Source organism: Streptomyces sp. NPDC059355, assembly GCF_042752335.1.
Classification (GTDB): Bacteria; Actinomycetota; Actinomycetes; order Streptomycetales; family Streptomycetaceae; genus Streptomyces.
Map to the genome: position 1 here is coordinate 12,132 of NZ_JBHYXN010000043.1, position 16,967 is coordinate 29,098.

General features: G+C 72.4%; 15 protein-coding genes and 1 tRNA gene. 3 read left to right on the forward strand and 13 right to left on the reverse strand.

Annotated features, from left to right (window positions below):
- Nucleotides 1–72 precede the first annotated feature (72 nt).
- Together ACFXGI_RS30715 and ACFXGI_RS30720 are read right to left on the reverse strand one after the other, a co-directional pair.
- Complete coding sequence (locus tag ACFXGI_RS30715; RefSeq protein ID WP_384713635.1) at nucleotides 73–2,274, reverse strand: MMPL family transporter; 2,202 nt, start codon at nucleotides 2,272–2,274, stop codon at nucleotides 73–75.
- 113 nt (nucleotides 2,275–2,387) lie between these two features.
- Nucleotides 2,388–2,990, reverse strand: a complete 603-nt coding sequence (locus tag ACFXGI_RS30720; protein WP_384713638.1) for a TetR/AcrR family transcriptional regulator — start codon at nucleotides 2,988–2,990, stop codon at nucleotides 2,388–2,390.
- Between the two features lie 172 nt (nucleotides 2,991–3,162).
- On the opposite strand from ACFXGI_RS30720, the gene ACFXGI_RS30725 reads away from it, so the two are divergent.
- Entirely contained in the window at nucleotides 3,163–6,444 is a 3,282-nt protein-coding gene (locus ACFXGI_RS30725; protein ID WP_384713641.1) for a S41 family peptidase, read from the forward strand.
- A 76-nt stretch (nucleotides 6,445–6,520) separates the two neighbouring features.
- Here ACFXGI_RS30725 and ACFXGI_RS30730 read toward each other — a convergent pair whose 3' ends face one another.
- From ACFXGI_RS30730 to ACFXGI_RS30745, 4 genes are all read right to left on the reverse strand, one after another.
- Entirely contained in the window at nucleotides 6,521–6,694 is a 174-nt protein-coding gene (locus tag ACFXGI_RS30730; RefSeq protein WP_384713644.1) for a hypothetical protein, read from the reverse strand.
- Between the two features lie 76 nt (nucleotides 6,695–6,770).
- Nucleotides 6,771–7,664 carry an SDR family oxidoreductase gene (locus tag ACFXGI_RS30735; RefSeq protein ID WP_384713647.1) on the reverse strand — a complete coding sequence of 298 codons (894 nt, stop codon included), beginning with the start codon at nucleotides 7,662–7,664 and terminating at the stop codon, nucleotides 6,771–6,773.
- Nucleotides 7,661–8,608 carry an alpha/beta fold hydrolase gene (locus ACFXGI_RS30740; RefSeq protein ID WP_384713650.1) on the reverse strand — a complete coding sequence of 316 codons (948 nt, stop codon included), beginning with the start codon at nucleotides 8,606–8,608 and terminating at the stop codon, nucleotides 7,661–7,663. Before ACFXGI_RS30740 ends, ACFXGI_RS30735 begins: the two co-directional genes overlap by 4 nt.
- A complete protein-coding gene (locus ACFXGI_RS30745) occupies nucleotides 8,605–10,131 on the reverse strand; it encodes a flavin-containing monooxygenase (RefSeq protein WP_384713782.1) in 1,527 nt (508 codons plus the stop codon). Before ACFXGI_RS30745 ends, ACFXGI_RS30740 begins: the two co-directional genes overlap by 4 nt.
- A 147-nt stretch (nucleotides 10,132–10,278) precedes the next feature.
- On the opposite strand from ACFXGI_RS30745, the gene ACFXGI_RS30750 reads away from it, so the two are divergent.
- Nucleotides 10,279–11,010 (forward strand): MerR family transcriptional regulator, encoded by a 732-nt coding sequence (locus ACFXGI_RS30750; RefSeq protein WP_384713653.1) that lies wholly within the window; start codon nucleotides 10,279–10,281, stop codon nucleotides 11,008–11,010.
- Here the strand turns inward: ACFXGI_RS30750 and ACFXGI_RS30755 are convergent.
- Nucleotides 10,992–11,795: an exodeoxyribonuclease III gene (locus tag ACFXGI_RS30755; protein ID WP_384713656.1), complete on the reverse strand. Its 804-nt coding sequence runs from the start codon at nucleotides 11,793–11,795 to the stop codon at nucleotides 10,992–10,994. The two genes, ACFXGI_RS30750 and ACFXGI_RS30755, sit on opposite strands and share 19 nt — an antisense overlap.
- A gap of 38 nt (nucleotides 11,796–11,833) precedes the next feature.
- Here ACFXGI_RS30755 and ACFXGI_RS30760 point away from each other — a divergent pair, with 38 nt between their 5' ends.
- A complete protein-coding gene (locus ACFXGI_RS30760) occupies nucleotides 11,834–12,331 on the forward strand; it encodes a GNAT family N-acetyltransferase (protein ID WP_384713659.1) in 498 nt (165 codons plus the stop codon).
- A gap of 163 nt (nucleotides 12,332–12,494) precedes the next feature.
- Here ACFXGI_RS30760 and ACFXGI_RS30765 read toward each other — a convergent pair.
- The 6 genes from ACFXGI_RS30765 to glp all read right to left on the reverse strand — a co-directional run bounded on the left by ACFXGI_RS30765 (nucleotide 12,495) and on the right by glp (nucleotide 16,967).
- Nucleotides 12,495–12,568, reverse strand: a tRNA-Ala gene (locus ACFXGI_RS30765).
- Between the two features lie 75 nt (nucleotides 12,569–12,643).
- Entirely contained in the window at nucleotides 12,644–13,693 is a 1,050-nt protein-coding gene (locus tag ACFXGI_RS30770; protein WP_384713662.1) for a hypothetical protein, read from the reverse strand.
- A 154-nt stretch (nucleotides 13,694–13,847) separates the two neighbouring features.
- On the reverse strand, nucleotides 13,848–14,438 hold the full coding sequence (locus ACFXGI_RS30775) for a GNAT family N-acetyltransferase (protein ID WP_384713665.1): 591 nt from the start codon (nucleotides 14,436–14,438) through the stop codon (nucleotides 13,848–13,850).
- Nucleotides 14,439–14,455: 17 nt separating this feature from the next.
- Entirely contained in the window at nucleotides 14,456–14,956 is a 501-nt protein-coding gene (locus ACFXGI_RS30780; protein WP_384713785.1) for a molybdenum cofactor biosynthesis protein B, read from the reverse strand.
- 116 nt (nucleotides 14,957–15,072) lie between these two features.
- Entirely contained in the window at nucleotides 15,073–15,552 is a 480-nt protein-coding gene (gene moaC, locus ACFXGI_RS30785; RefSeq protein WP_384713668.1) for a cyclic pyranopterin monophosphate synthase MoaC, read from the reverse strand.
- A gap of 74 nt (nucleotides 15,553–15,626) precedes the next feature.
- Nucleotides 15,627–16,967 carry a gephyrin-like molybdotransferase Glp gene (glp, locus tag ACFXGI_RS30790; protein WP_384713671.1) on the reverse strand — a complete coding sequence of 447 codons (1,341 nt, stop codon included), beginning with the start codon at nucleotides 16,965–16,967 and terminating at the stop codon, nucleotides 15,627–15,629.

The window sequence follows — 16,967 nt, forward strand, 5'->3', positions numbered from 1 at the left end:
GGACCAGCCTCAAACGGGACCGGCCCCGCACCTGGTGATCAGGTGCGGGGCCGGCCTTGCGGACATCGCGGGTCAGGCGTTGACCAGCTCGCGGTCCTTGTCCGGGCCGTCCGAGGACCCGGCGGAGCCTTCGAGGTGCTTGCGCAGGCTCTCGCCCTCCACGTCCACGTTGGGCAGCAGCCGGTCCAGCCAGCGCGGCAGCCACCAGGCCTTGTGGCCGAGCAGCGCGAGCACCGCCGGGACGATCGCCATGCGGACGACGAAGGCGTCGAAGAGGACGGCGATCGCGAGGCCGAAGCCGATCATCTTGATCATCTGCTCGCTGGCGCCGATGAAGCCCGAGAACACCGCGATCATGATGACGGCGGCCGCCACGACCACCCGTGCGCTGTACTGGAAGCCGGTCACGACGGCCTGGCCCGGGCGCTCGCCGTGGACGTACGCCTCACGCATCCGGGTGACGAGGAAGACCTCGTAGTCCATGGCCAGGCCGAAGACGACGCCCACCATGAAGATCGGCATCATGCTCATGATCGGACCGGTCTGCTCCACCCCGAAGAGCGAGCCGAGCCAGCCCCACTGGAAGACCGCGACGACCGCGCCGAGGGCGGCGACCACCGAGAGCAGGAAGCCGAGGGCCGCCTTGAGCGGAACCAGGATGGAGCGGAAGACCACCATCAGCAGCAGGAAGGCGAGGCCGACCACGAGCGCCAGGTAGGGCAGCAGCGCGTCGTTCATCTTCTGCGAGAAGTCGATGTTCATCGCGGTCGCGCCGGTGACGAGGACGTCCTCGCCGCTGCCGTCGCGGATCGTGTGGACCAGGTTCTCGGTCTCCACCGAGGACGGGCGGTCCTTCGGGAAGACCGTGATCACCGCGGCGTCGCCGTCCTTGTTCAGGGTCGGCGGGGTGACCACGGCGACGCCCTCCAGGCCCTTGATCCGGTCGACCGTCTCGTCGGCGAGCTTCTTGTCGCCGTCGACGACCACCATCAGCGGGCCGTTGAAGCCCGGGCCGAAGCCCTCCGACAGCAGGTCGTACGCCTTGCGCTGGGTGGTGGAGACCGGCTGGGCGCCGTCGTCCGGCAGGCCCATCTCCAGCTTGCTCGCCGGGATGGCGATGGCGCCGAGGCCGATGACGCCGACGAGCAGCACCATGACCGGGCGGCGCAGGACGAAGCGGGCCCAGCGGGTGCCGCCGTTGGCCTTGGGCTCGGCGCCGGCCGGCTTGCCCTTGCCGAACAGCTTGCTCTTCGTACCCGCCGGGAGGACCTTCTTGCCCGCGAAGCCCAGGATGGCCGGGACCAGCGTCAGCGCGACGAGGACGGCGATGACCACGGTGCCCGCGGCCGCGAAGCCCATCTTGGTCAGCATCGGGATGTTGACGACGGCCAGGCCCACGAGGGCGATGACCACGGTGAGACCGGCGAAGACGACGGCGGAGCCGGCGGTTCCGACGGCCCGGCCGGCGGCCTCGTCCCGCGCCCGGCCCTCGGCGAGCTCCACGCGGTAGCGGGAGACGATGAAGAGGGCGTAGTCGATGCCGACCGCGAGGCCGATCATCATCGCGAGGGTGGAGGTGGTGGAGCCGAGGTCCAGCACGTTGGCGAGGGCGGTGATGGAGGAGACGCCGATGCCCACGCCGATGATCGCGGTCAGCAGCGGCAGCCCGGCCGCGACCAGCGAGCCGAAGGTGATGACCAGCACGATCGCCGCGATCAGGATGCCGACGATCTCGCCGGAGCCCGTCTCGGGGGCCGTCATCAGGGCGTCGCCGCCGATCTCGACGGTGAGCCCGGCGGCCTTGGCCGCGGTGCCGGACTCCTTGAGCGCGTCGCGCGTCTCGTCCTTCAGCTCCATGCCGCTGACGGTGTACTTGACGCTCACGTACGCGGTGGAGCCGTCCTGGCTCACCGCCTGCGCCTGGTACGGGTCGGCGACCGAGGCGACCTGGGCCTTGCCCGGTCCGCCCTTCAGGTCGGAGACGATCTTCTCGACCTGGGTCTTGTTCTTCTCGTCGTTGACCGAGGAGCCTGCGGGCGCCTTGACGACGATGCGGGCGGTGGCGCCGTCGGCGGCCATGCCCGGGAACTTCTTGTCGAGCACGTCGAAGGCCTTCTGGGCCTCCGTGCCGGGTATCGAGAACGAGCCGGAGGTGGGTGCGGACGCCGTCGCCGCGCCGAAGCCGGCGGCGAACAGCAGTGCCACCCAGAGCAGGGCGACGAGGCCTCGGCGCCGGAAGGCGCCCCTGCCGAGTCGGTAGAGGAAGGTAGCCACGGAGGCGGTTCTCCCGTTCAGGTCGTGGTGGATCCGGGACGGATCAGGGCGTGGAGAGCCGGCCCGACGACGAGAGCGGCGTGTCAGGAGCAGCAGGAACGAGTCGCGGGGACTCAGACGCCGAGGGCGGGGAAGACCACGGAGTCGATGAAGTCGGCAAGGAACGCCTGGTCCACGGACCGGTCCTCCATCAGCGGCAAGGCGATGAAGGCGCCGATCAGCATGTGCGGCACGAAACGGATCGCGGGACAGTCCGGGGCGATCTCGCCCCGCTCCACTCCGCGTCGCAGGATCTCGTCGAGTCCGGAGATCTCCGGCTCCATGAGCAGCCTGCGCAGTGCCTGGTGCAGTTCGGGGCTCGTGTGCACGGCGTGGGCGAGGCCCCGCAGCAGTGCGGTGTCCTTCGCCATCTGCGCGTTGTCGGAGAGCTCGACCATGCGGTGGAAGTCGCCGCGCAGCGTGCCCGTGTCGATCTCCCGGAGGGAGGTCGGCTGGGTGCACCGCAGGGCCTTGGCGACCAGCTCGGGCTTGCTCCCCCACTGGCGGTAGAGGGTGGCCTTGCTGGACTTGGTACGGGCGGCGACCGCGTCCATGGTCAGCGCCTCGTAGCCGACCTCGCGGAGGAGGTCGAGGACCGCCTCGTGGAGCTCGGCTTCCCGCTCGGGGGTGATCCGGCTGCGCCGCGACGAGACCTCTGGTGAGACTTCTTCGGGCATCTCCGTACCTCCCATCCGAACGAAACTGTTTCGTACACCGATGACGATACCCCTGCCGCCAACGAAACGAAACCGTTCCGTTTCGTTTCGGCGCGTGGCGTGGGTCACCTGTCACGGGCATGGCTCACCTGTACGAGTTGCCAGGCCCCCCTGGCGCGGAAAGCATTGTGGGGTGAGTCACGACGGCGCGTACCTCCGCTTCCCGCACCTCCACGACGATCTGCTGTGCTTCGCGACCGAGGACGACCTCTGGGTCGCCCCGCTGGTCCCCGCAGGCGAGGCCCCCGGCCGGGCCTGGCGGATCACCGTCGACCGGACCAGGGTCGGCCACCCCCGGTTCTCCCCCGACGGCCGGCACATCGCCTTCACGAACTGGCGCAGCCTCGATCCCGAGATCCACCTCGCCCCGGTGGCCGGCGGCCCGGCCCGCCAGCTCACCTACTGGGGCGCCACCGACACCCGGGTCTGCGGCTGGACCCCTCCCGACAAGGACGGCCGCAGCGACATCCTCGCCGTCTCCTCGCACGGGCAGCCCTTCTCGTACTACGCCTGGGCCTACAGCGTGCCGACCGACGGCTCGCCCGGCGGCAAGCTCCCCTGGGGGCCGGTCTCCGACATCGCCGTCCACGAGGAACCGGGGGGCGAGCGGCGCACCCTGCTGCTGACCGGCAAACCCCCGCACGAGCCCGCCGCCTGGAAGCGCTACCGCGGCGGCGCCACCGGCCGCCTGTGGCTGCACGGCGAGCGGCTGATGGAACACATCGAGGGCCACCTCGACGCCCCGATGTTCGTCGGCGGCCGGATCGCGTTCCTCTCCGACCACGAGGGCATCGGCAACCTGTACTCCTGCCTGCCCGACGGCACCGACCTGCGCCGGCACACCGACCACGAGGAGTTCTACGCCCGGCACGCCTCCAGCGACGGCTCCCGCGTCGTCTACCAGTGCGGCGGGGACCTCTGGCTCGTCGACTCCCTCGCCCCCGAGGCCGCCCCGCGCCGTCTCGACGTCCTCCTCGGCGGTCCCCGCGCCGGCCGCCGTACGTACCAGGTCCCGGCCGCCAGCCACGTCGACTCGCTCTCCGTCGACGCCACCGGCCGGGCCAGCGCCGTCGTCGTCCGCGGCAGCCTGTACTGGCTCACCCACCGCGACGGGCCCGCCCGGACCATCGCCGACACCCCGGGCGTACGGGTGCGGCTGCCCGAGATGCTCGGCAGCAGCGGGCAGGTCGCGTACGTGACGGACGCGGAGGGCGAGGACGCGATCGAGATCGCCTACCTCCCGCGGGCCTCCGGGGACCGGGAGCCGCGCCGGCTGGCCTCCGGCGAGCTGGGCCGCGTACTGGAGCTGCTCTCCGATCCGGACGGGGAACGGCTCGCGATCGCCTCCAACGACGGGCGGCTGCTGCTCATCGACGCGAGCGAAGAGTCGAACGGCGAGGTCACCGAACTGATCCGGTCCATCAACGGACCCGTCACCGACCTGGCGTTCTCACCCGACGGGGCCTGGCTGACCTGGTCGCACCCGGGCATCGGGCGCTCGCTGCGCCAGATCAAGATGGCCCGGATCTCCGGCCCCGGGCCGCGCTCCGTCGTGGACGTCACCAACGGCCGCTTCGAGGACGAGAATCCGGTCTTCACCCGCGACGGCCGCTATCTGGCCTTCCTGTCCTGGCGCGGTTTCGACCCGGTGTACGACGTGCACACCGGCGACCTGTCCTTCCCGCTGGGCTGCCGCCCGTACCTGGTGCCGCTGTCCTCGGCGACCCCCTCGCCCTTCGCCTTCACCCCCGACGGGCGCCCGGCGGCGGGCGGACTCGACCCGGGCGACGGCGAGTCCACCGAGGGCGAGGGCGCCGTCATGGTGGAGGTGGAGGGGCTGGAGAGCCGCGTCACCCCGTTCCCGGTGACGGCGTCGAAGTACTCGGCCCTCTACCCGGTCAGCGGCGGCGGGCTGGTGTGGCTGCGCTGGCCGATCTCGGGCGCGCTCGGCGAGACCTTCGCCAACCCGACCGACACCAGCGGCAAGCCCACCCTGGAGCACTTCGAGATCACCAAGGCGCGCAAGATCGAACTGGCCTCCGGGCTCGACTGGTTCGCGGTCAGCGGCGACGGCACCCGGCTTGTCGTCTACGACGACGGCGACCTGCGCGCGGTCCCCGCGACCGAGTCCGGGGACAGCGACTCCACCGTCTACCTGGACCTGCGCCGCATCCTGCACGAGGTGGACCCGGCCGCCGAGTGGCGCCAGGCCTTCGAGGAGGCCGGGCGGCTGATCCGCGCGTACTTCTGGGAGCCGGACATGTGCAACATCGACTGGGACGGGGTGCTGCGCCAGTACCGCCCCCTGGTCGAACGGGTCGCCTCGCCCGACGAGTTCGCTGACCTGCTGCGCGAGGTGCTCGGCGAGCTCGGCACCTCGCACGCGTACGTCTCCCCCGCGCGCCGCAACGAGGGACCGCCGCACTACCACCGCCCCATCGGTCTGCTCGGCGCCAACTTCGTGCCGCGCGAGGAGGGCTGGATGCTCGCCCGGATCCTGCCCGGCGAGTCCTCCGACTCCAAGGCCCGCTCCCCGCTCGCCGGCACCGGCATCCGTGAGGGCGCCGTGCTCACCCACATCGACGGGCGGCCGGTGGACCCGGTGGCCGGGCCCTATCCCCTGCTCGCGGCGGCCGGCGGCACCACGGTCGAGCTGACCTTCGTACCCCCCGAAGGCGAGGGCCGGGCCCGGCGGGTGGCGATCGTGCCGCTGATCGACGAGCGGCCGCTGCGCTACCAGGACTGGGTGTCCAAGCGGCGCGCGGTGGTCCGGGAGCTCAGCGGCGGCAAGTGCGGCTACCTGCACATCCCCGACATGGGCGGCTCGGGCTGGGCGCAGTTCAACCGGGACCTGCGGATGGAGATGTCCCGGCCGGCGCTGATCGTGGACGTGCGCGGCAACGCGGGCGGGCACATCAGCGAGCTGGTGGTGGAGAAGCTGACCCGCTCGATCCTCGGCTGGGACCTGACGCGCAACGCCCAGCCGGTCAGTTACGCCTCCAACGCGCCCCGCGGTCCGATCGTGGCCCTGGCCGACGAGGCGACCTCGTCGGACGGGGACATGATCACTGCGGCCTTCAGGCTGCTCGGGCTCGGCCCGGTGGTCGGCCAGCGCACCTGGGGCGGGGTGGTCGGGATGACCGGCCGGCACACCCTGGGCGACGGCACCGTGATCACCGTGCCGATGAACGCCGCCTGGTTCCCGGAGTACGGCTGGTCGGTGGAGAACCACGGCGTGGAACCGGACCTGGCGATCCTGCGGACCCCGCTCGACTGGGCGGAGGGGCGGCACGCACAGCTGGACGACGCCGTGTTCCTGGCGGTGGAGCTGCTGGAGCAGGAGCCGGCCGCGGTGCCGCCCGGATACGCGGACGTACCGGACCTGAAGCGTCCGAAGCTGCCGCCGCGGCCGTAGGGCGGGAACACGCGGAGAAGGGGCGCGGCCTGTGCACCCGCACGGGCCGCGCCCCTTGCGCCACGAACTCCGGGCGTCAGAAGTCCCAGTTGTCGTCGAGCTCGTCGTGGACCTTTTCCTTCTTCTTCTTGGCCGGCTCGGAGGCGTGCGCACCGCGCTCGGACGCCTCGTCCTTCGCGCCCTGCCGGGCCGCCTTGGCCTTGTCCTCGAGCTCTTGCGCCTTGTCCTGGAACTGGTCTTTGATGCCCATGCTGTTCACTCCTGGAGGGGTGTAGGGGACCGGGCTGCGACCAGATTTGCACGAGGGGACAGAGCTCGCATTTCGATCAATGACGCTCCGTGCCCAGCGCCCGCTCCTTCTCGTCGGCGGCGCCTCCGGCGCCCACCAGCCCCCGGGAGACGCTCGTCAGCCTGGGCTCGAAGCGCTTCATCTCCCGCTGCCCGACCGTCGCGATGATCCCGGGCAGGTAGCCGCGCACGCCCTGCATCCCGCGCAGCCACCACTGGGCGTACACGTGCGGCGAGCGCCGCTCGATGCCGGCGACGATCCGGTCCACGGCCGGGCCCAGCGGGTACGTGCGGTTCGACGGCCACGGCAGCCGTTGGCGCAGCGCCCGCATGACCTCGTCCTGGTCGGCGCCGCGCACCATGTCGGTGTCGGTCCAGGAGAGGTAGCCGACGCCCACCTTGACGCCCTTGTGGCCGACCTCGGCGCGCAGGCAGTGCGCGAAGGCCTCGACGCCGGACTTGGAGGCGCAGTACGCGCTCATCATCGGCGCCGGCGTGATCGCGGCGAGCGAGGCGATCTGGAGGAAGTAGCCGCGGCTCTCGGCCAGTACGGGGAGGAAGGCGCGGGCGGTGACGGCGCCGCCGATCAGGTTCACCTCGATCACCCGGCGCCAGGCCTCGGGATCCGATTCGGCGAACGGCCCGCCGGCGGCCACGCCCGCGTTGGCGACGACGATGTCGACCTTGCCGAAGCGCTGCTTGACCTCCTGCGCGACGCGGGCCATGGCCTCGTGGTCGGTGACGTCGGCGTGCCAGTGCCCGCTGTCGGTGTGCAGCCGCTCGGAGACCTCCTTGAGGGCCTCCGGCTCCAGCCCCACCAGCGCCACCTTCGCGCCGCGCGCGGACAGCTTGCGGGCGAGGAGCTCGCCGACCCCGCGTGCCGCGCCGGTGACGACGGCGACCTGGCCTTCCAGACTCCTGCTCGCGCTCACGGCGTCTTCTCCTTCAGGTTCTTCGCGTGCTTCGGGTGCTTCGGGTGCTTCACGTGGACGGTCAGCTCGCGTACGGCGTCGGTGACGGCCTCGGGGGCCTCGATCGGGGTCATGTGCCCCATGCCGGTCAGCTCGGTCAGCCCCACGCAGTGCGGCAGCGCCGCGGCCAGCCCGCGGGCGTGCACGATCGGGGTGAGCCGGTCGTTCTTGCCGCCGATCACGGCGGTGGGCACGGTGAGCTCCGCGAGGTTCGCCTCCAGGTCCAGCCCGGCCAGCACCTCGGACCAGGCGTGCCGCACGCCGGTGGGGCAGGCGTGGACGATACGGGCGCAGGCCTCGACCTTGTCGGGCGCGGACCCGGGTCCCATGGTGGCGTACTTCAGCACCCGCTTGGCGACCGGCGTGACGGGCCCGAGGGGGGCGCGCGCTCCGAGGACCGCGCCGGTGATACGGGTCCGTACGCGTCCCGGGCGCAGGGGCACGACCAGCGCCTCCGCGACCAGCCGGGCGCTGCCGGTGCTGCACAGCAGCGCGGCGGCGGTGTGCTCGGCGAACTCCGGCCGCCCCGCGGCCGCCATGATCGTCATGCCTCCCATGGAGTGCCCGGCGACGACCGCCCGCTCCCCGGGGGCCAGGGTGGCCCCGAGGACCGCCACGAGGTCGTCGGCGAGGGCGTCGGTGCCGTAGCGGGAGGCGGCGGGGCTGCGCCCGTGCCCGCGCTGGTCGTACGCGATGACCCGGTGGTCCCGGGCGAGCTCCCGGATCTGCGCGGCCCAGAAGGCGGTGGAGCAGGTCCAGCCGTGCGCCAGCACCACGGCCGGGGCGCCCTCGTCCCCGTGCTCCTCCACGTGCAGCCGGGCCCCGTCGGCGGAGACCGCGACCAGCTCCCGCCGGGCCGCGGGCGGGGCGTACCGCCCGGAGGTGACGTACGCGGGCCGGCTCATGCCGCGCCCTCCGTGCTTTCGGCGCCGGCGGGGACCCGCTCGGCCTCGGCCTCCCGGAGCCGGATGACCTCGTACTCGGACAGGTCCACGCTCCGCGTCTCCTTCCGGAACTCGCCGGTCGTGCCCGGCCAGACCGTCGTGTTGCGGCCCTGCGCGTCCAGGTACCAGCTGGTGCAGCCGCCCGTGTTCCACACGGTCCGCTCCATGCGGGTCTGGACCTGCCGGTTCCACTGGTTCACGGCCGAGGGCCGGGCCGCGAGCGCGACCTGCCCGCCCAGTACGTTCAGCTGGCGCAGGTAGTCCGCCATGTAGTTCAGCTGTGACTCGATCATGAGGATCATCGAGCTGTTGCCGAGCCCGGTGTTCGGCCCGATGACCGTCATCCAGTTCGGGAACCCGGCCGCCGTCGCCCCGCGCAGCGACTGCATCCCGTCCTTCCAGTGGTCCGCGAGGGTCCGGCCGTCCGCGCCCACCACCCGGTCCGCGATCGGCATGTCCGTGACGTGGAAGCCGGTGCCGAAGACGATCGCGTCGACCTCGGTCTCCGTCCCGTCGGCGGCGACGAGCACCGAGCCCCGGATCTCCTTGAGCCCGGAGGCGACCAGATCCACGTTGGGCCGGGCCAGCGCCGGGTAGTACTCGCTGGAGAGCAGGATCCGCTTGCAGCCGATCCGGTACGAGGGCGTCAGCTTGGCCAGCAGCGCCGGGTCCTTGATCGAGCGCGCCATGTTGGCCTTCGCCAGCGATTCGATGAGCCCGAGCTGGTTCGGCCGCTTGGTGAAGGCGCTGACCTGGAGCTCCCGGATCCCCCACAGCAGCCCCCGGCGGGCCGCCCGGGTGAACGGCAGCTGGCGGTGCAGCCAGCGCTCCGCGCCGCTGATGGCGCGGTCGGTGCGCGGCATCACCCACGGCGGGGTCCGCTGGAACAGCGTGAGCCGCTGCACGTCGGGCGCGATGGCCGGCACGATCTGGATGGCCGAGGCGCCGGTTCCGATCATGGCGACACGCTTGCCGCGCAGGTCGTAGTCGTGGTCCCAGCGCGCGGAGTGGAAGACCTTGCCGGGGAACTCGGCGAGCCCCGGGATCTCCGGCATCTTCGGGTCGGACAGCGGCCCGGTCGCGGACACGACGACGTCGGCGGTGAGCTCGCCGGCCGAGGTCTCGATCTCCCACCTCAGCCGGTCGGCGTCCCAGCGCGCCATCCGGACCTCGGAGTTCAGCCGCAGGTGCGGGCGCAGCCCGAAGGTGTCGGCGACGTGCTCCAGGTACGCGCGGATGGCCGGCTGCCCCGAGAAGGTCCGCGGCCAGTCGGGATTGGGCGCGAAGGAGAAGGAATAGAGGTGGGAGGGTACGTCGCAGGCGCACCCGGGATAGCTGTTGTCCCGCCAGGTCCCGCCCACGGAATCGGCCCGTTCCAGGATGACGAAGTCCGTGATCCCCTCGCGCCGCAGCCGTACGGCCGCGCCCAGTCCGCCGAACCCGGACCCGATCACCGCCACTCGTACGTGCTCGCGCCCACCCATGCCACCGCTCATGCCCGCCGCCTTCCGCAGCCCCACAGCGCAACACTGCCAGCAATCACTGGCACAATCGGAGACTAGAGCAGCTCCGTACTCATGGGTAGAGGTCACGCCCGGAAAGTTACTGTCGGTACGCCATAGGCTGCGCCTGTGGAAGACACGGAAGCGGGGACGACAGTGCGTGAATACCGTACGGAGGAACTGGCCGAGGCGGCCGGCATCCCCGTCCGCACCCTGCGCTTCTACCGCGAGCGCAAGCTCCTCCCGCCGCCGCGCCGCGAGGGCCGGATCGCCTGGTACGACGAGCACCACCTGGCCCGGCTGCGCACCATCGCCGCCCTGCTGGAGCGCGGCCACACCCTCGGCGGCATCGCCGAGCTGACCGCCGCCTTCGAGAACGGGCGCGACGTCGGCCAGCTCGGCGAACTGCTCGGCATCGGCTGGTCCGAGGAGACCCCGGTACGGCTGACGCCCGAGGCCCTCGCCGACTACTTCGAGGGCGAGGTCACCCCGGAGAACCTGGCGGCCTCCCTGGACCTCGGCTACCTCGCCACCGACGGCGACGCGATCGTGCACGTCAGCCGCCGCCTGCTGGACGTCTCCTCGGCGCTGGTCCGCGAAGGCGTCCCGCTCGCAGCGGTGCTGGAGACCGGCCGCCGGGTCCGCGAGCACGCGGACGCGATGGCGGCCCTGTTCACGGAGCTGATCTCCGCCCATCTGGCGGAGGAGGCGCTGCCGCGGCTGCGCCCCCTGGCGAAGAGCGTGGTGGTGGCGGAGCTCACCATGGCGATGGACCGCCTCCTCGCCTCGGGGACCGCGCCCGCGACCTCGCCCGCGGCCCCTTCGTCCGCCCCGTCGGGGGCTCAGGACCCCAGTTCGTAGACCACCGTCACGGGCGCGTGGTCGGACCAGCGCTCGGGGTGCGTCTCGGCCCGCTCGACGAACGCCTTCACGGCCTTGGCGGCCAGCCCCGGGGTCGCGACCTGGAGGTCGATGCGCCACCCGGCGTCGTTGTCGAAGGCCCGCCCGCGGTAGGACCACCAGGAGTACGGCCCCTCGGCGTCGGGGTGCAGGCTCCGCACGACGTCCACGTACCCGGCGGTGCCGTACACCTCCCCGAGCCACTCCCGCTCCTCGGGCAGGAAGCCGGCGTTCTTCCGGTTGGTCTTCCAGTTCTTGAGGTCGACCTCGTTGTGGCAGATGTTCCAGTCACCGCAGACGACGACCTCGCGCCCGTCGGCGCCGGCGCGCACCTTCAGCGCCTCCAGGTAGGGCAGGAACTCCCCCATGAACCGGTACTTCTCGTCCTGCTTCTCGGTCCCGGCCTCGCCGGAGGGCAGGTAGAGGCTGGCGACGGTGACACCCGGAAGATCCGCCTCCAGATAGCGCCCGCTCGTGTCGAACTCCTCGCTCCCGAATCCCACCTGCACCCGGTCGGGCTCGCGGCGCGTGTAGAGCGCGACCCCGGCCCGCCCCTTGGCGGCGGCCGGCGCGAACACGGTGTGCCAGCCGTCGGGCCCCCGGACCTCGTCCGGGATCTGCCCCTCCTCGGCCCGCACCTCCTGCAGGCAGACCACGTCGGCGTCCGACCCGGCCAGCCACGGGGAGAAGCCCTTCTTGGCGGCTGCGCGGATCCCATTCACATTCACGGAGGTCACAGTGAGCATCCCCGCACGATAACGGGAGCGTTCCGTGCGATGTTCCGATGTCTCACGGGATAGAGCTCCGCGTCGTGCCGTACGACCACCCGGACGCGCTCAAACTCAACGACCAGGTCCAGCTCCGGTACCAGGTGCTCTACGGCGGTGAGGGGGATGTCACACCCCTCGACCCGGCGATGTTCGCCCCGCCGAAGGGCCTGTACCTGCTGGCGTACGACGCCTCGGGCGCACCCGTGGCCAGCGGCGGCTGGCGCCGCCAGGACGAGAACGACGAGGGCTACTCGGACGGCGACGCCGAGCTCAAGCGCATGTACGTGATCCCCGAGGCCAGGGGCCTGGGCCTGGCCCGCCGCATCCTGGCCGAACTGGAAGCCGACGCCCGCGCCGCGGGCCGCACCCGCATGGTCCTGGAGACGGGAGACCGGCAACCGGAGGCGATAGCCCTCTACTTCTCCTCGGGCTACGCCCTCTCCGCGAAGTTCGGCCATTACCGCGCATACGACTCCAGCCGCTGCATGGCCAAACCGCTCCACTCCTCCTGAGCCGACCGGCTCCGCAACGAACGGATCCCGCCCGGCCTTCCGGCCGGACGGGATCGGCTGCGCCTGTTCCGCGGATTTCCGTCAAACGCCGAGATCCCGCCCGGTCTTTCGACCGGACGGGATCTCATGACGTTCTCGGGGGCTACCCGTGAACTGTCGTTTGTGGACCTGTGGGGATTTGAACCCCAGACCCCCTCGATGCGAACGAGGTGCGCTACCAGACTGCGCCACAGGCCCTTGCGACGTGTGAAACATTAGCATCCCCGCGCTGGTGCTCCAAAACCGATACGGGGAGCGTCCGCGCAGGTCCGGTCACTCGTTCGCGGCGCGGGGGCGGTCGTCGCTCTCGTACTGGTCGAACAGCGGCGTGCGGCCGCGGCCCTGGCCGCGCGGGCGGGCGTTCGGGTGGCCCTTCTGCTCCGGCATCTGGTCCCCCTTACGGTCCGGCTTCGCCTCGGGCTTCGCGGCCGGCGAGGGCTGGGCGCGCAGTCGGGGGTCGGTCGGCTCGGCCGTGCTGGAGCGGGTCGCGCTCCAGGCGTCCGGGGTCACCGGACCGGTGGCGCGCGGGGCGACCGGGGCCGTCACGTACGTCGGCAGCGGGACCGGGACCGGCTCCCAGCTGTCACCGCGGGCGGGGCCGCGTTCGCGCTCGCGCTGCTGGTCCACCCACTCCGCGTGGTCGGTCTGCTCGACCAGCGCGCGCCGTCCGGCCTCCTGCGGGGAGACCGGTGGCGCGGGGTCCGGTTCGGATCCGGCGGCCGCCTCCGGCTCGCGGCGGCGCGGGCGGTTCTCGCGCAGCTGCCGGGCGGCGGCTTCCGCGCGCCGCCGGTCCATCGTGAACTCGTAGCGGCGCCGCTCCTGGACCCGCAGGTGCACGATGTACGCGCTCAGCAGCAGGGCCGGCGCGGCGGGCGCCCAGAGGTAGCCCAGGCCGCCGACCGCGGCGACGATCGCGCCGAGCGTGAAGACCAGGAAGAGGAGCGCGGTGGTACGCCGGCGACGCGCGAGCACCTGGAGGCGCTGCTCGCGCCGGTGCCGCTCCGCCACGGCCGACCTCGGCTCCGCCCTGGTCGGGGGTACGGCGACGGCCCGGGCGTCGGCGTCCACGGAATTCACCGTTTCCGTCGCGGCGTCCGGGTCCGCGCGGTGCTCGGGACCGGCCTCCTGGTCGCCGCGTTCACGCAGCCCCTTGGCGTAACGGCGCTCCATTCCCGCCCGGCCGGAAAGCAGCCGAATGGCAGTGGAGAAGCGTTCCGTCGGACGGGCTTCGTTCAGCTCGTCCTGCCTCCGGAGCCACATGGGCACCAAGTAGGCGGCCCAGGCCCCGACAATGACTGCGTAGATGAGGCCGCTGCTGCTCACACCTCACACCGTAGAGGGGCGCGGCCGGGCGGATCCGCCAATTGGGCCGGTGTGTCGCGCGAACCGGCTGATATCACGGACTTTTTTTGTGATTCTTCGGATCAGGTTATGGGCGAATCGGCTGCGCCCCCCATTAATTCGAACGTTTATTCGTTTATGCGCGAGCGCGGTGCCACCGGCGCAGCAGTCCCTCCGCGGCCTCTTCCGCCGTCAGCGCGTACACGAGGTGGTCGCGCCACGCACCGTCGATGTGGAGGTAGCGCGGCCGCAGCCCCTCCTCGCGGAAGCCCAGCTTCTCCACGACCCGCCGGCTCGGCCCGTTCTCCGGGCGGATGCAGACCTCGATCCGGTGCAGCCCGACCTTCGTGAAGCAGTGGTCCACGGCGAGCGCGACGGCCGTCGGCATCACGCCCCGGCCCGCCACCTCGCGGTCCACCCAGTAGCCGACGTGGCCCGCGCACATCGAGCCCCAGGTGATCCCGGCGACCGTCAGCTGGCCGACGAGGCGCCCCCGGTACTCGATGACGAACGGCAGCATCCGCCCCGCGTTCGCCTCGGCCCGCAGATGGCGGACCATCTGGCGGTACGTCGGCCGGTGGATCACCGGCCCCCAGGGCGCGGGCGGCGGAATCGTCGCCTCCCACGGCCGGAGCCAGTCGCGGTTGCGCCGGTTGACCTCGCGCCACGCGTTTTGGTCCCGCAGCTTTATCGGCCGGAGCGTGATGTCGCCGTCGGTGAGCACCACCGGCCAGGTGGGTCCGTTCAGCTCGCGCTCCCGGAAGGCTCCGCCGGTCCGGGGTGGTCGCCGCCCCGGATCTGGTCCACGGCGTGCGGCAGGATCCGGGCCAGGACGGCCAGTCCGTCGCGCACCCCGCCCGTCGAGCCCGGCAGGTTCACGATCAGGGTGTGCCCGGCCACTCCCGCCAGCCCCCGGGACAGGGCCGCGGTCGGCACCTTCACCAGGCCCTCGGCGCGGATGGCCTGCGGGATGCCCGGGACCTCGTAGTCCAGCACCCGCGCCGTGGCGTCCGGGGTGCGGTCGGTCGGCGAGATGCCGGTGCCGCCGGTGGTCAGGATGACGTCGTACCCGGCGGCCACCCCCTCGCGCAGCGCCTGCTCGACCGGGTCCCCGTCGGGCACGACCCGCGGGCCGTCCACCGCGAAGCCGAGCTTCTCCAGCCCCTCGGCCAGCAGCGGCCCGCCCCGGTCGGCGTACACGCCCGCCGAGGCGCGGTTCGAGGCGGTGACCACGAGCCCGCGCAAGGCGCGCCCGGATTCCCGGGAGCCCCCCGCCGCGTCCGGCTCGGCCGCCCAGGCGGCCCCGGACGACCCGGCCGCCGCGGGCACGTGGCTGAAGGCGTCGCCGCCGCGCGGGGCGTTCACGCGCGGCTCCAGTCGCCGGACTTGCCGCCGGTCTTCTCCTCCACCCGGACGTCCGTGATGACGGCGCCCTTGTCGACGGCCTTCACCATGTCGATCACGGTGAGCCCGGCGACCGCGACGGCCGTCAGCGCCTCCATCTCGACGCCCGTACGGTCGGTCGTCCTGACGGTCGCGAGGATCTCGACGGCGTCGTCGGCGACCGACAGGTCCACCTTCACCCCGGACACGGCCAGCGGGTGGCAGAGCGGGATCAGGTCGGGGGTCTTCTTCGCGCCCATGATCCCGGCGATCCGCGCGGTGGCGAGGGCGTCGCCCTTGGGCACGCCCTCGCCGCGCAGCAGCTCGATCACCCGCGCGGAGACGAGCACGCGCCCGCTGGCCCGTGCCGTCCGCGTCGTGACGTCCTTCTCCGAGACGTCCACCATCCGGGCCGCGCCGGCCTCGTCGATGTGCGTCAGCCTGCTGTGCGTGGTCATAGGTTCGTGCCGCTCCCGCTCCGGGCCCCGCAAGGGCCTGTGTGGTGCAACACGCTACCCGCACCGGCCGTACTTCAGCCGAGCAGGACCACTTCGAGCTCGGCCCCCGGCTCCACCGAGGTGACGTCCTCCGGTACGACCATCAGGGAGTCGGCGTGGGCCAGTGCCGCGATCAGGTGGGAGCCCGATCCGCCGACCGGGCTGACCGTGCCGCTCTGCGCGTCGTACTTGCCGCGCAGGAACTGGCGGCGGCCGGCCGGGGAGCCCAGCGCCTTGTCGGCCTCCAGGACCGCCCGCACGCTGGGCCGGCTGACGTCCGCCAGGCCCATGAGCGCGCGGATCGCGGGACGCACGAACAGCTCGAAGGAGACGTACGAGGACACCGGGTTGCCGGGCAGGGCCAGCAGGGGGGTGTGGTCGGGTCCGATCGTGCCGAAGCCCTGCGGCTTGCCGGGCTGCATGGCGAGCTTGCGGAAGTCCATCCGCCCGCCGTCGGCCTCCTCGTCCGCACGGCCCACCGAGGTCAGCGCCTCCTTGACCACGTCGTACGCGCCGACGCTCACCCCGCCCGTCGTGACCAGCAGGTCCGCCCGGATCAGCTGGTCCTCGATGGTGGAGCGCAGGGTCTCGGCGTCGTCGGCCACGGCCCCGACCCGGTAGGCGATCGCCCCGGCGTCGCGCGCGGCCGCGGCCAGCGCGAAGCTGTTCGAGTCGTAGATCGTCCCCGCGGCCAGCGATTCGCCCGGCTGGACCAGCTCGCTGCCGGTGGAGAGTACGACCACGCGCGGGCGCGGCCGCACCCGTACGGTGCCCCGCCCGATGGCGGCGAGCAGTGCGATCTGCGGCGGCCCGAGCACGGTGCCCGCGGCCAGCGCGAGGTCCCCGGCCTGGACGTCGCTGCCGCGCGCGCGGACGTGGGCCCGCGCCTCGGCGGCCCGGTGCACCCGCACTTCGCCGCCGGCGCCCTCGGGGGCCGCGCTGGCCGGGGTCATGCCGGCGGCCGCGCCTCCGCCGCTGCCGCCGTCGGTCCACTCGACCGGCACGACGGCTTCCGCGCCCGGCGGCAGCGGGGCGCCGGTCATGATGCGGGCGGTCTGGCCGGGGCCGACGGTGGGCAGCACGCCGCTGCCCGCCGCCACGTCCCCGATCACCGTCAGCACCGCGGGGAACTCCTCGCTCGCGCCCTGGACATCGGCCGTGCGGACGGCGTAGCCGTCCATGGAGCTGTTGTCGAAGGGCGGGAGCGCGACGGGCACGGTGACGTCCTCGACCAGGACACAGCCCTGGGCGTCGAGCAGCTGGAGCTCGATGGGCTCCAGCGGCCTGATGGCGGCGAGGACGTCCGCGAGGTGCTCGTCGACCGACCACAGGCGCTGGGCGGCGTGGCCGGTGTCCTGCGGTGCGCGGCTGCTCAA